Below are 13,317 nucleotides of genomic sequence, written 5' to 3' on the forward strand. Positions count from 1 at the left end.
TTGATGTCAGTGTGGTGGGAAGCGCGTTGCGCTCGGGTCAAAGCAGTTCGTAGAAGTCGCGCAGCTGCCGGGTACGGTCGCGCGCGAGGGTGATCAGGCAGCGCATCTGTGCGCCATTGCGCGCGGTGCCGTCGGAATTGAGGGCGTACACCGCTTGGCAGTCGTGGTCGCGCAGCTGCATCCATGCGCGCTGGGCCAGCACCAGTTCCTGTTCGGCGTTGCCGCAGTAGCTGCAGGTGCCGCCGTTGGCCGGCGTGCGCAGCTGCCTGCGTGCCTGGGCGTAGACGGTGTTGAGTTCAACGTCGGCGGCCGCTGCCACGTCCGAGGCGCACAGGTCGCTCTCCATCGTGGTGGTCGGATGCGCGCAGTCGATGCCCTCGTCCTTGCGGTCGAACGCGCTGGCAGCGCCGCACAGGCCGGCCCACAGCACTACGCTGGCGAGGACGCGCGACAGGCTCATGATGCGGCGGCGGCCTGCACGCGTGCCAATGCCGCGTCCATCGCATAGCGGTAACTGTCGGCACCGAAGCCACACACCACGCCCACCGCCTTGTCGCTGAAATAGCTGTGCTGGCGGAAGGGCTCGCGGGTATGCGGGTTGGACAGGTGGATCTCGATGAACGGCACCGCCACCGCCGCCAGCGCATCGCGCAGGGCAACCGAGGTATGGGTGAAGGCGGCCGGGTTGATCAGGATGAAGGCCGTTCCGTCGGTGCGTGCGGCCTGTACACGATCCACCAGGACGTGCTCGGCGTTGGACTGCAGGCTCTCCAGCGCATGACCTGCGGCAGCGGCCTGGGCGGCCAGCGCCTGGTCGATGTCGGCCAGCGTGGTGTGGCCGTAGACCTCCGGCTCGCGGCTGCCGAGCAGGTTGAGGTTGGGGCCATGCAGGACCAGCAGCTTCGCCATGGGATCCGATTGACGGGAAAGGGCGGCAGTCTGGCGGAAGCTGAGGATGCTGTCCAGTTCGGCGAAATTAGTGGTGTTTAAAGCGATCGTTTGAAAAGGCCGTGCGCCGCATGTCTGCTCACTATAGACAGTGGAAACTGCGCGTGCCGACCATCCCTCAGCCCCGGAGACTGCAGCCGGACCGCATTACGTTCGACACTGCGGAGGTTGCCAGGGTGTTCCTACACTGGGTCAACCCGCCATGTCGGCGCTCCTGGATGCTCGCGCCGTGCCCACCCCCATGCGATTGCCTGCAGTGCTGCTGGCGCTGCTGCCCTTGAATGCGCTGGCTGCCGAACAATGGATCGTTGCCACCGACCTGTGGGGCAGCAGGAACTACCAGACCCTGCAGGTGGACGTGCAGGACGGGCGTATCGCCGGCCGTCTGGACGCCGACCCGGTCACCGGCACCCTGGGTGCCGGGCAGATGGTATTCACCGCAACCGACAGCCAGGGCCAGCGCTACCAGTTCGACGGGCGCATTGACGGGGCGCGGATGCAGGGACAGAGCGATCAGCCGGATACCAACAACCGCGAGGCGCGTGCCGTCCACGCCTTCAGCGCCTGGAAAGTACCGGCGCGGGTTTCGACCGCACCTCAGCGCCATGTGTTCACGCCGACCGACTACTCCAATACGTTCAGCGCCGACCGGGCGCCGGTGCTGGTGATCTGGCCGGGGGACTCGGTGCAGACCCGTACGCTGGACTCCGGCGGCGTGGACGAGAAGGGCGTCACCCGCGCGCTGTTCGGCAATCCACAGGTCGGGCCGTTTTTCGTGGTCGGCGCCGAACCCGGCGACACGCTGGCGATCACGCTCACCTCGTTGAAGCTCAACCGTGACTACGCCGACAGCCTGGATGGCCTGGTGGGACGCTTGAAGACGCCGCGGGTGGCTGCCGAAGCCACTGGGCTGGGCAAGCGGGTGCGCTGGCAGCTGGACCGCAGCAGGGGCGTCGCCCGTCCGCAGGGCGCAAGTGGTGGCCTGCGGCATTTCGAAGTGCCGGTGAAGCCGATGCTCGGCGGCCTGGCGCTGGCGCCGGGCTTCGGCTACCCGCCGCTTTCAACCGGCGATACCAGTGACTTCGGCGGCAACATGGACTTCAACGCCGTGGTCGAAGGCAATACGGTCTACCTGCCCGTGCAGCAGCCTGGTGCCCTGATGTACCTGGGTGATGGCCACGCGCTCCAGGGTGATGGCGAAACCACGCAGTGGGCGCTGGAAACGTCGCTGGATGTGGTGGTGAAGGTCGAGCTGCTGAAGCAGCATGCGATCGCAACGCCACGGGTGGAATCGGCAACGCAGATCATGACCCTGGGCCAGGGGGGCTCCAGCGATGATGCGCTGCGCATCGCCACCTCGGGCATGCTGCAGTGGCTGCGCCAGGCCTATGGGTTGACGCTGTCCGAGGCGACCCAGGTGCTGGGCGTGGCGGTGCAGTACCAGGTGGCCAACCTGGCCGGGCGCAGTGTGGGCGTGGCGGCAAAGCTGGATAAGGCACTGTTGCAGGGGCTGCAGTTGCAGACGACAGTGGAACCGGGCCGCGCCGCCGTGAAGCCTGCTGCCAGGTGACCACTGCGCGGGCAGCAGCCGGGGAAGAAGTATCCAGCAGGAGTCCGTGATGAGTGCCGACGCCATCCGAAACCGCCGCGCTGCCTTCAGGGCGCTTCATGCCTCCGGTTGCTTCCTGCTGCCCAATCCATGGGACGTGGGCAGTGCGGTGGCGCTGGCGCGGCTGGGTGCCCAGGCACTGGCTACCACCAGTTCCGGCCATGCCTGGGCCCACGGGCAGCCTGACGGGGCGATGGGCCGCAGCGAGATCCTCGCTCATCTGCAGGCGATGGTGGCGGCGACCGATCTACCGGTGAACGCCGACTTCGAAGATGGTTTTGGCCCCAGCCCGGAGGCGGTGCACGAGAGCGTGTCGATGGCGATCGCTACCGGTGTGGCTGGCCTGTCGATCGAAGATTCCAGCGGCGATGCGGACCATCCGCTGCGCAGCATCGAAGACAGCGTGGCCCGGCTGCAGGCCGCGCGCCGTGCCATTGATGAAAGCGGGCACGACGTGATGCTGGTGGGGCGCGCGGAGAACTTCTTCGTCGGGCGACCCGATCTGGACGATACATTGGCTCGCATCCGCGCCTATGCGCAGGCGGGTGCCGACTGTCTGTATGCGCCCGGCATCCGGACCGCAGAGCAGATCCGCGCCGTGGTGGAGGCCGCCGGTGGCAAACCGGTCAACCTGCTGATCGGTGCGCCCGGCGTGATGACGCTGCAGCAGGCCGCCAGTCTGGGCGTGCGCCGGGTCAGTGTCGGCGGTGCGCTGGCCCGCAGCGCGTGGTCGGGCTTTCTCGACGCCTCCCGGCAGATGCTTGCCAGTGGATCATTCGATGCGCTGCCGGCCACCCCGTCCGGTGCCGAGCTCAACGGGTTGTTCAAGCCGTAGGTGCGTGCAGGCTAGTGCGGCGGCGTCGGCGGGGCGGCCGTCCTGCCGAGCGCTTCTCGCACCGCGCGCTGCAGGCCCTGCACATGGAACGGTTTGGCCAGGAAGGGCGCGCGCCGATGCCGGACCGGCACCAGCTGGTCGTATACCGCTGAAGCGAAAAGATAGGGGATGCCCAGTTCGAGCAGCCGATCGGCCACAGGGAATACCACGCCATCACGAAGTTCCACGTCCAGCACGGCGCCATCGAAGTGGCCACTGTCGAGCATGCCCAATGCCTCGAAGACGCTGTTGGCGTGGGCGATTTCGTTGCCTTCGTCGGTCAGGGCCTGTTCCATCAGATCAGCCAGATCGAGCTGGTCTTCCACAAGGAGCAGGCGGGGTAGCGGTGCGGGTCGTTCGTTGTTGCTCTGCATGGTGTGTTGTCGTGCGAATGCTGCGTTGGTCCGGCAAGCATCCGCTTACCGGCATCAAGGCCGTGGCAGCCCGGTGTGGCTGTGATGTGCACAACAGCGACAGCAGCGCGCAACAGCATTCCACCGATGGTGCTGGTGCTGGCTGCAATCGTAGTTACCATTGGTAACTAGTGAACAGCGGAGCCCCATCATGCATACCCATATTGTCGTGGCACATCCTGACCCGGCCTCGCTCACCCACGCGGTCGCCGCGCGGATCGGTGAGGCCATCGCCAACGCCGATGCCGGCAATACGGTCACCTCGGTGGATCTGATGGCCGAAGGCTTCGATCCACGTTTCAACGCCCAGGACCACGCGTTCTTCCGCAGGACCACGACGCTGCCGGCCGATGTCGCCGCCGAGCACGCCCGGCTGGATGCGGCCGATGCGCTGGTGCTGGTCTACCCGCTCTACTGGTGGTCGTTCCCGGCGCTGCTGAAGGGATGGATCGACCGCGTCTTCACCCAGGGCTGGGCCTATGACGAAGGTGCCGACGGCAAGGTGGAAAAAAAGCTGCAGCGGCTGCAGGTGCATCTGGTCGGGCTGGGCGGCGCGGGCCAGCAGATGATCGACCGGCGTGGCTATGGCGCGGCGATGAAGACCCAGATCGACCAGGGCATCTTCGACTACTGCGGGGCGCCGGTGCTGTCCTCCACGCTGCTGCTGGACGCCGACAGCGGCATGGCCGAAGCGCATCTGCAGACGGCAGTGGACATCGGACGTAAGATCGGAACCCCCGCGCCCTGACGATCTCCCTTGCCTTCCAGACCTGCCGCGCCCGAGCCCCGTCGCCGCCTGACCCGTGAACAGCGCGCCCGGCAGCTGCTGGACGTGGCGTGGGCGCTGGTCGGCGAAGAGGGCACCGATGCGCTGACCTTGGCCCGCTTGGCCGAGGCGGCCGGGGTCACCAAGCCGCTGGCCTACGACCACTTCGAAACCCGCAACGGCCTGCTGGCCGCGCTGTATGCCGACTATGACCACAAGCAGACCGTGGTCTTCGACGACCGCATCGGCAGTGCGAAGGCCCGGTTGAAGGATCGCGCGCATGCCATCGCCTCGGGCTACATCGATTGTGTGCTGTCGCAGGGCAGCGAGATCCAGGACATTCTCGCCGCGTTGGCCGGGTCACCGGAACTGCGTGCGGTACGCCGTTGTTATCAGCAGGATTTCATCGACAAGTGCGCGCGGTGGCTCGGCCCGTTCGCAGTAGGCGAGGCCGTGCCGGCTACCGGGCTGTGGGCCATTCTCGGTGCCGCCGAAACCCTGTCTGAAGCGGTTGCGGCCGGTGCGGTGGAACACACGGCTGCCGAGGCCGAGCTGGAGCGCGTGATCGTCGCCATCGTCAAGCGTGGCAGCTGAATCGTGTGGGCGAAGCGGCCTAGAGTTGCTCGACGCTGACTGATGGCAGTGGCACGTCACGCGGCAGGTCCGGCAACAGCTGTCGCAGCAGCTCCGGCATTGCCTGCATGGCGGCACCATCGATGTAGCGCCACTGCGTACCACCGACCTGCCGGATGGCGACCATGAAGGTGAGGCTTTTCACTGTCTGTGCGTCGGTGGTGAATACCGTGGTCCGCGGCACGAAGCAGACTTCTTCGTCGCCGGCAGCGTAGGTGCGGGTCGGTTCGCCGACATCATCGCTGATGACCTTCAGGCCCATGTCGCCGAGTGCCTTCATCGCATCGCGCGCGGCTTTCGCATACGCCGCGTCGCCGCCAGCGAAGCGCTTCACGCTGGGATGGCTGCGCTCGATCATGGCATCGGTATCGCCACGCGCGAAGGTGGAGAGCAGAGAACGCACATCCTGCTGCAGCGCGTCGGTCTCGGCAGGGCTGAGTTCGCCGGCATGGGTGATTGCAGCGGCGAACATGCAGGACAGCGCAAGCATCCAGCACAACAGTCGTCGATCCATCGGTGGGGGTACTCCTTCGGGCGCTGGACTATAGAGCGCATTGCCCGTGGTGTCTGCCCAGCCTGCCGGTCACGCGCGTTGGGCGTCGGCCATTCCGGCGCTGGCGAAGCCTGCATCAAGCTGCGCACGTACCTGCTCATCGCGCGACGCACGGGAATCAGCACCCAGCACCACGGTGATCAGGCGCAGTGGCAGCGCGTGCCCAGCGCACCTGCGACGGGCGGTGGCTGCCAGGCAGAAGCCTGCAGCCTGTGTGTAACCGGTCTTCAAACCATCCACGCCGTCTTCGCCCAGCAGCGCATTCTGGTTGGCCTTGTGCAGGGTGCGGTGCACGAAGCTGCGCTGTGCGGTGATCGCCAGCAGATCGGGGTAGCGGCCAAGCACCTGCGCGGCCAATATCGCCATGTCGCGTGCGGTCGACAGATGCCCCGGGGTAGTGATGCCGGACACGGAAATGAAGTGCGTATCGTGCAGGCCCAGCGCTCGCGCGTGATCGTTCATGTGCTGCGCGAACGCCGCGTGCGATCCGGCCAGGTGACGGGCCAGGGCGAGCGCGGCATCGTTGCCGGAGACCACCATCAGGCCCTCCAGCAGTCTGCCGAGGACGATGCTTTCGCCGGGCACCAGGCCCATCCGTGTTTCATCGTCGGCCACCTCGTGCACGTCGCGCGGATCGATGGTGATCATGTCCGACCACGAACCGCCCGACTGCGCGAGCAGGTCGTAGGCGGTGTAGGCGGTCATCAGCTTGGTCAGCGAGGCCGGTGGTCGTCGCAGATCCGCGTGCTGCTGCTGCAGGATGTCGAGCGAGACGGCATCGATCGTGATCGATGACACGGGCGGGCGAGGGGCGTGCGATGAAGGCATGGTCGCGCAAGCGTAGCCGGAACTACGCATGCCGTGGGCATTGCCTGCACATCCTGCGAATACCCGCCACGCGATCCTGTGGAAATGGATTCCGACATCCGCATCGATGGCCGCGTGTTCGCCTACGTCTTTCCCTGTGCCTGGGAGGACTACGCGAAGATCGGCTTCTCGCGCGATCCGCTGGGCCGGATCAGTGCGCTGCATCGGCGCTGGTTCGAGTTCTTCGATCTGGAAGCAGGCGCGCTGGTCGAGGCGGAATCAGAGCGGGATGCGCGTGACCTGGAACTGCACTTGCGCCGGCCCTTCAAGCTGCATCGTGCGCCGGCACCGATGACGGTGCAGGACAAGGCCGGTGGGCACACCGAGTGGGTGCGCGGGGCCAACGCTGCATTGGCCGAGGCTGTGCAAGCGCTGGCGCAGCAGGGCTATCACACCTATCCGCTGCGGCTGTGGCTGCGGGCTGCAATGGTCCAGCGCCTGGACCGGTTGCATGACTGGGCTGCAGTGCAGGTGCCGGAAGAGGAAAGCCTGCGTTCGCCCGTCGGCGTGGCCGCACTGCGCGACGCCATCGATGCGTATCGCGCGCTCGCTATCGATCCGCAGCCGTTGTTGCCCGATCACCTGCAGCGCGGGTGGTGACACTGCCCGGGGCGGCCGGGGTGTTGCCCGGACGGGGTGCCCGGCGTGCATCGGGCGCTGCGGGAACGGGGCTGGCCAGGCGCTGGGCCAGGGCAACGTTGGTCACATGACCCTGCAGGAACAACAGACCGCTGAAGATGTTCATGATCGTGCCTCCACTTGAGTGGAATGCACGATACGGGCAGCATGGCGGTGCAAAAAGCGACATTTCCGCAAGGTCGACTTGAGAGGAATTCAAGGCTTATGTCCCGCCCACCGCTGCATGCCCTGCAGGGCTTCGTCGCTGCCGCACGCCTGGGCAACCTGTCCCGCGCCGCCGCGTCGATGAACCTGACGGTCAGTGCGCTCAGCCATCAGATGCGCCAGCTCGAGGAACGCCTGGGCCAGCCGCTGCTGATACGGCAGGCACGCGGTGTTGCCTTGACCCTGGAAGGGCAGCGCCTGCTGGATCAGATCGGCCCCCACCTGGATGCGATCAACGAAGCCTTCCAGCCCTACGCCGCGCGACCGGAGCATGTGCTCACCCTCAGCGCCGTGCCGTCGATGGCCAGCGCCTGGCTGGTGCCACGCCTGGGCAACTTCGTGGCCGCGCATCCGCAGATCGAAATCAATCTGCAGTCGAGCGAGCGACTGATCGACTTCGACCGGCAACTGCAGTTCGACGCAGCACTGCGGCTGGGCAGCGGACAATGGCCGGGGCTGGTGGTGGAACCGTTGTTCGACGAATGGCTGCTGCCCATGGCCAGCCCGGCACTGATCGAGCGCATGGGCGGCATCGGCCACCTGCCGTTGGCACAGTGGCCGCTGCTGGGAGACCCCGACGGCGCGTGGGGTGCATGGTTCGCGCTGACCGGGCAGCGCCCGCCGGCGCGGTACGTGGCGGTGCTGGATGATTCCGAAGCCCACCATCGCGCCGCACTGGACGGCGTCGGTGTTGCCCTGGGACGGGTGACGCGGGCGCGGCTGCTGCTGGATTCCGGCCAGTTGGTTGCGTTGTCGGACCGGCGCCTGAAAACCGCATGGCCGCATTGGCTGGTGTATCCGCAGCGCTCGGTGCGGCACCGTGGTTTCCTGGCCTTCCGCGAATGGTTGCACGCCCAGGCGGCCGAGCATGTGCGGCACATGCAGGCCGCAGACGCGGGGTAGCGCCACGCGGGCAGGCGCGACGCCATGGAGTGTGCGTCACCGCAACAGCGTGACTGCCTGCCCGGCACGCGCGAAGGCCTCGCCCAGCAGCGGCCCGGCCTTGATCGCCTGCACTTCCGCGAACAGCGCCTGCAACGCCGCTGCGGGTCGTGCGACGGGCGCGGCAACCGCCTGCTGGATGACGGTGAAGCGATCGGCCAGCACGCGATGGCCGGGATGTGCCTGCGCCCAGGCCAGCAGGGGCTGGCGTACGCCGGCCGCTGCATCCAGCCGCTGCTGGTCGAACAGCGTGATGGCCGCGGCCGAGGTATCGGCACGTTCAATCGTCGCGTGCCGCAGCTCACGGCTGAGGAACAGATCGTAGGCGGCGCCGCGTCCCACCGCGATGCGCAGCCCGTTGCGATCAAGGTCTGCAACCCGTTGCGCTGGACTGTCATCGCGCACCAGATAGGTGCCTTCGATCTCCACATACGGCGCGCTGAAGGCAATGCGGTCGGCACGTGCCGGGTCCACCGCCAGGAAGGCCAGATCCCATGCATCGTCGCTCGCCGCTGCAACCACCGATGCGGCCGCGTCGTGGCAACTGAAGCGTGCCTGCACACCCAGCCGCTGTGCCAGCGCGGTGGCCAGTTCCACCGACGGCCCACGCGGTGAATTGGCGTCGCCCTGGGCCAGCACCGGGTTGCCCAGGTTGATGGCAACGCGCAGGTGGCCCAACGGGGCCAGGGCATGACGGTGATCGGCCAGGGACATGGGCGCTTCCAGTACGGTGGCAGGCTGTCCAGCATGCCAGTCGGGGCCGTATCGTGCAGTGCACAGGACTGCGATGCTGCCTTTCATCCACCTGCACGCCGAGCACGATCACCATGAATCCCATCCTGCATGTTGAAGTTCCGGTCGCCGATCTCGAACGCGCCGTGATGTTCTACGAGCACTGGCTGCAGGTGCGCATCGAAGCGCCGATCGACCTGCATGACTGCCGGATGGCCTACCTGTCGTTCAACGACGACGCCGCAGGTGCCAGCATGGCGCTGGTGCACGGCGCCGACTACGTGCCGTCGGAGCACGGCCCGCGCATCTACCTGGGCGTGGACGATCTGGATCGGCGCCTGCAGCGTGCCCTGCAGGCCGGCGCGGTGCTGTGCTTTGGCCCGGCCGTGGCCGGTGGCTGGCGGGTAGCCGAGATCCGCGACAGCGAGGGCAACCGGATTGCTCTGCAGGCACCCGTCAACCCATAGCGGCAAGGACGGCAGCCGAGCATGGCGCGGCGCTACACGGACGTGGCCTGTGATCGCTGCAGCCAGTCGGCGATGGCCGGATCCAACCGCGGATCGTCGGGAAGGCGCATGCCGAAGCCCTGCTGCAGCACCTCGCGCACGTCCTGCACATCACGCAGCGGGCGCTTGGCCGGCGCCTGGCCCGGGCGGTATTCGGTGTAGTTGCCGCTGCCGATGGTGCGTCGCCAATCCGGCCCGGTCAGTGATGCACGCAGCTGGCCGGGAAAGCTCGACTGCGGATGCGTGCACACGTACCAGTTGCCTACCTCGTTGTCGATCGGCGCCGGTGGCTGCAGGTCGAAGCGGTAGAGCGCCCGCCAGTCATCCCCCGCCTCGGCGGCGAGCATGAAGTCGCCATCATCCAGCGTCCGCACGCGGTAACGCTCGTGCGGTGTGTCCTGCACTGCGGTCTCGTGCAGGCGCAGCGGTACGGTCGGGGTCAGGCTGCCGAAGCCGGTATCGACCAGCCAATCCTCTTCCTGCAGACGCACCCGCAGGAGCAGATGCGTACGCGCAGTCAGCTCGCCCTCGGTGGCCGACAGCAGCACGCGTGCACTCAGTGGCTGCGCATCGAAGCCCAAGGCCTGCAGCAGCGCCAGGAACGCGCCATTGAGTTCGAAGCAGTAACCGCCGCGCTGCGCGTGCAGCAGCTTGTGCTGGACGCTGTCCAGGTCGATTGCCACCGCGTCGCGCAGCAGGCTGGTCAGGGTCTCGAACGGCAGCAGGGCGTTGTGGCGCTGCTGCAGCAGGGTCAGCCCGGCCAGGGTGAGAGGGGGCGGGGCATCCAGCTGCAGGCGCTGCAGGTAGCGGGGGACGTCGATGGGCATGGCAGGCATCACGGGCGGGGGCCTCCACTGTGATACCGCAACCGGGGTTGAGGTCAAGCGCATCCCGCCGGTGTCATCCCCCGGTCGCCTACGGCCGGTACAACAGCGACAACTGCCCGCCACTCGTGGCTGGAATCAATCCGGGGCTAAAGTTCTGCTGTAACCGGTCGATACAGGTGCGTCCTTCCGCCTGGAGTCTGTCATGTCGGCCGTCGTTCCCCACCTTCGGTCCCTGCGTAGCCGCGTTGCCGGGTTGCGTTCCCGTTTCCCTGGCCTGCTGCGCTGGTTGCAGCCCCATCGGCTGAGCGTCGCCGACAAGCTCAAGGCGACCCTGCTGGTCTGCAGCCTGGGCCTGGTGGCCATTGCCGCCGTCCATGCCTGGACCAGCCATGCGAGCAAGCAGGCGGCGCGCGATCAGGCCAGCTACCAGCACGGCAGTGACCGCGTCGCTTCGCTGGCAGCGCGGGTGGCCGAGGCCCGGCGCCTGCAGACCCAGTATGCGCGAAGTTTCGACGATGCCGACCGCAGCCAGTTGCTGGCCACGCAACGGATGTTGAAGCAGGATCTGCAGGCGTTGCGTGCAATGCCGATGGATGCGGGTCGGCGCAAGGTGCTGCAGGCGATGACTGAAGCCGTCGACGCATTCTCACAGGGCATCGCCGCCTTGTTCGAGCGGGTGGATGAGATGGGGCGCGGCGACGCAGGCCTGGCCACGCAGCTGCAGCAGTCCGCCGACGCACTGCAGGCACAGGTGGACGCGCTGGAGCGCCCTGCGCTTTCCCTGCATGTGCAGCGGATGCGGCGCCAGGAAGCGCTGCTGCTGCTCGACGGCGATTCCACCCACGCCGATCGTGCCAGCGAAGAAAAGCTGCCCTTCGATCTGGCATTGGCGGGCCTGCCAGCCGAGGTGCAGGAGCAGGTGCGCACGGGCATGGAGGCCTACCAGGCCGCGCTGCTGGGCTATACCGCCGCGCGTGTCGGCCTGGACGTGGAAGCACAGTCGCTGCTCGAGACGGCGGCAGCCGTGGGCCCGGCACTGGCCGCATTCCAGCAGGCACAGACTGCAGGACTGGCCCAGGCGCAGCTTCGTCAGCAGTCGGGCGCACGGATGGCCAGCGTGCTGTTTGTGGCCACTCTGCTGCTGGTGGCCGGTGTGCTGATCACCAGCCTGGTGCTGGTCGTCCGCGCGGTGCGTCGACCGATCCAGGACACCCTGCGTTTCGCTGGCGATATCGCCGATGATCGGCTCGACACCACGCTGCGCGTGCACAACGCCAACGATGAGATCGGCCAGCTTGCGCAGTGCCTGGTCGACATGCAGCAACGCCTGCGTGCGCGGATCGAAACCGAGCGCGCGGTTGCGCGCGGCAATACGCGCGTGCGGCAAGCGCTGGACAGCGCGCAGACCGGCTTGATGGTGGTCGACGCGGAAGGGCAGGTGGCCTACGCCAATCCAGCGCTGCTGCAGCTGCTGGATCTTCCTGCAGAGACGTTGCTTGGCAGCGACGCGGTCCGCCTGCACCCGGTACTGGCGGGGCTGATTGGTGTCCGTCAGCGCGAAGAGCGCGAGATCGGCCACGCCGGCACCCGCTACCAGCTGATCGCCAACGCCATCGTCGAGGACGACCACTTCCTCGGCGTGGCGGTGGAATGGCGCAGCCGCGCGCTGGAGACACTGCTGGAAACCGAAGTGGCGGCACTGGTCGACGCGGCGGCGCATGGCGAGCTGCAGGGGCGCATCGTACTGGAGGGCAAGCAGGGCTTCGTGCGCACGCTGTCGACCAGCATCAATCGCCTGCTGTCCACCTTCGAGACCAACCTCGGCGATCTGCAGGCACTGCTGGCCGCACTGGCACGCGGCGACCTGAGCGTGCGCCTGGAGGGCGACCTGCAGGGCGTGTTCGCCCGCATGCGTGACGATGCCAACGCCACTGTCGCGCAGCTGGGCCACATCGTCACCCGCATCCAGCAGGCCACCGTCCGCCTGGATGTGGGGGTGGGCGAAATCGTCGCCGGCCATCACGATCTTTCCCAGCGCACGGAACAGCAGGCCGCCAACCTGGAAGAAACCGCTGCATCGATGCATGAACTGACCGATACCGTAGGCCGCAACGCCGATGCGACGGAGCGCGCCGATGGACTGGTACGTGAGGCCGCCCGGGTTGCCGAGCGCGGCGGCGCCGCGGTCGGCCAGGTGGTGGCCACTATGCAGGGCATCAGTGCGGCGTCGCGGCGCATCGGTGACATCATCCAGCTGATCGATGGCATCGCTTTCCAGACCAATATCCTGGCCCTCAACGCGGCAGTGGAGGCCGCGCGTGCAGGCGAGCAGGGCCGAAGCTTCGCGGTGGTGGCGGCCGAAGTGCGCTTGCTGGCCCAGCGCAGTGCTGATGCGGCCAAGCAGATCAAGGGGCTGATCGAGGATTCGGTGACGCGGGTCGACCAGGGCAGTACGCAGGCCGAGCAGGCGGGTACGACGATGGACGAGATCGTCAGCAGCGTGCAGCAGTTGGCCGGCCTGCTGGCCGGTATCCGCAGTGCCTCGCACGAACAGCATGCGGGCATTGCCCAGGTAAACCAGACGGTCGTACAGATGGAGGCCAGCACGCAGCGCAATGCGAGTCTGGTGGAAGAAGCCGGCGCGTCGACTGCGCAGATGCAGACCCAAGTGCGCGCGCTGGCCGAAGCGGTGGCCGCGTTCCGGCTGCAGCCCGAGCGCCGGTCACGGGCGGCGGCGTGATGGCCTGATTGCCTTCGCCAGGCATGGCCCGGCGCTACCGTTGAACCCATGACGGGTAGCGCCG

General features: G+C 67.3%; 15 protein-coding genes. 8 read left to right on the plus strand and 7 right to left on the minus strand.

Annotated features, from left to right (window positions below; all coding sequences use genetic code 11):
- Nucleotides 1-37: 37 nt before the first annotated feature.
- On the minus strand, nt 38-460 hold the full coding sequence (locus BW38_RS09965; protein ID WP_032976445.1) for a lysozyme inhibitor LprI family protein: 423 nt from the start codon (nt 458-460) through the stop codon (nt 38-40).
- On the minus strand, nt 457-909 hold the full coding sequence (gene aroQ / locus BW38_RS09960; RefSeq protein ID WP_025878630.1) for a type II 3-dehydroquinate dehydratase: 453 nt from the start codon (nt 907-909) through the stop codon (nt 457-459). Before aroQ ends, BW38_RS09965 begins: the two co-directional genes overlap by 4 nt.
- A 268-nt stretch (nt 910-1,177) precedes the next feature.
- On the opposite strand from aroQ, the gene BW38_RS09955 reads away from it, so the two are divergent.
- Both BW38_RS09955 and BW38_RS09950 read left to right on the plus strand, forming a co-directional pair.
- The gene (locus tag BW38_RS09955; protein ID WP_200867507.1) at nt 1,178-2,518 is read left to right on the plus strand and encodes an acetamidase/formamidase family protein; all 1,341 of its coding nucleotides are present in this window, start codon (nt 1,178-1,180) and stop codon (nt 2,516-2,518) included.
- Nucleotides 2,519-2,564: 46 nt separating this feature from the next.
- The gene (locus BW38_RS09950) at nt 2,565-3,392 is read left to right on the plus strand and encodes an isocitrate lyase/phosphoenolpyruvate mutase family protein (protein WP_200867508.1); all 828 of its coding nucleotides are present in this window, start codon (nt 2,565-2,567) and stop codon (nt 3,390-3,392) included.
- Nucleotides 3,393-3,403: 11 nt separating this feature from the next.
- Here the strand turns inward: BW38_RS09950 and BW38_RS09945 are convergent, their stop codons facing one another.
- Nucleotides 3,404-3,805 (minus strand): response regulator, encoded by a 402-nt coding sequence (locus tag BW38_RS09945; protein WP_025878633.1) that lies wholly within the window; start codon nt 3,803-3,805, stop codon nt 3,404-3,406.
- 190 nt (nt 3,806-3,995) lie between these two features.
- On the opposite strand from BW38_RS09945, the gene BW38_RS09940 reads away from it, so the two are divergent.
- Both BW38_RS09940 and BW38_RS09935 read left to right on the plus strand, forming a co-directional pair.
- The gene (locus BW38_RS09940) at nt 3,996-4,592 is read left to right on the plus strand and encodes an NAD(P)H-dependent oxidoreductase (protein WP_025878634.1); all 597 of its coding nucleotides are present in this window, start codon (nt 3,996-3,998) and stop codon (nt 4,590-4,592) included.
- A gap of 9 nt (nt 4,593-4,601) precedes the next feature.
- A complete protein-coding gene (locus BW38_RS09935; RefSeq protein WP_032976448.1) occupies nt 4,602-5,204 on the plus strand; it encodes a TetR/AcrR family transcriptional regulator in 603 nt (200 codons plus the stop codon).
- A gap of 19 nt (nt 5,205-5,223) precedes the next feature.
- Here BW38_RS09935 and BW38_RS09930 read toward each other — a convergent pair whose 3' ends face one another.
- Nucleotides 5,224-5,757 carry a hypothetical protein gene (locus BW38_RS09930; protein WP_032976450.1) on the minus strand — a complete coding sequence of 178 codons (534 nt, stop codon included), beginning with the start codon at nt 5,755-5,757 and terminating at the stop codon, nt 5,224-5,226.
- A 69-nt stretch (nt 5,758-5,826) separates the two neighbouring features.
- Nucleotides 5,827-6,624, minus strand: a complete 798-nt coding sequence (locus tag BW38_RS09925; RefSeq protein WP_032976451.1) for a D-alanyl-D-alanine carboxypeptidase family protein — start codon at nt 6,622-6,624, stop codon at nt 5,827-5,829.
- An 84-nt stretch (nt 6,625-6,708) separates the two neighbouring features.
- Here BW38_RS09925 and BW38_RS09920 point away from each other — a divergent pair, with 84 nt between their 5' ends.
- Nucleotides 6,709-7,263 carry a GIY-YIG nuclease family protein gene (locus BW38_RS09920; RefSeq protein WP_032976452.1) on the plus strand — a complete coding sequence of 185 codons (555 nt, stop codon included), beginning with the start codon at nt 6,709-6,711 and terminating at the stop codon, nt 7,261-7,263.
- A gap of 243 nt (nt 7,264-7,506) precedes the next feature.
- Entirely contained in the window at nt 7,507-8,409 is a 903-nt protein-coding gene (locus BW38_RS09915) for a LysR substrate-binding domain-containing protein (protein ID WP_032976453.1), read from the plus strand.
- A 36-nt stretch (nt 8,410-8,445) separates the two neighbouring features.
- On the opposite strand, the gene BW38_RS09910 is transcribed toward BW38_RS09915, so the two are convergent.
- Nucleotides 8,446-9,162, minus strand: a complete 717-nt coding sequence (locus tag BW38_RS09910) for a transporter substrate-binding domain-containing protein (RefSeq protein ID WP_032976454.1) — start codon at nt 9,160-9,162, stop codon at nt 8,446-8,448.
- Nucleotides 9,163-9,275: 113 nt separating this feature from the next.
- Here BW38_RS09910 and BW38_RS09905 point away from each other — a divergent pair, with 113 nt between their 5' ends.
- Entirely contained in the window at nt 9,276-9,647 is a 372-nt protein-coding gene (locus tag BW38_RS09905) for a VOC family protein (RefSeq protein WP_032976455.1), read from the plus strand.
- Between the two features lie 32 nt (nt 9,648-9,679).
- Here BW38_RS09905 and BW38_RS09900 read toward each other — a convergent pair whose 3' ends face one another.
- Nucleotides 9,680-10,513, minus strand: a complete 834-nt coding sequence (locus BW38_RS09900; RefSeq protein ID WP_032976485.1) for an arylamine N-acetyltransferase — start codon at nt 10,511-10,513, stop codon at nt 9,680-9,682.
- A 202-nt stretch (nt 10,514-10,715) separates the two neighbouring features.
- Here BW38_RS09900 and BW38_RS09895 point away from each other — a divergent pair, with 202 nt between their 5' ends.
- Nucleotides 10,716-13,253 carry a methyl-accepting chemotaxis protein gene (locus tag BW38_RS09895; protein ID WP_032976456.1) on the plus strand — a complete coding sequence of 846 codons (2,538 nt, stop codon included), beginning with the start codon at nt 10,716-10,718 and terminating at the stop codon, nt 13,251-13,253.
- Nucleotides 13,254-13,317: the final 64 nt, after the last annotated feature.

Source organism: Stenotrophomonas sp. RIT309 (assembly GCF_000632045.1).
GTDB lineage: Bacteria > Pseudomonadota > Gammaproteobacteria > Xanthomonadales > Xanthomonadaceae > Stenotrophomonas > Stenotrophomonas indicatrix.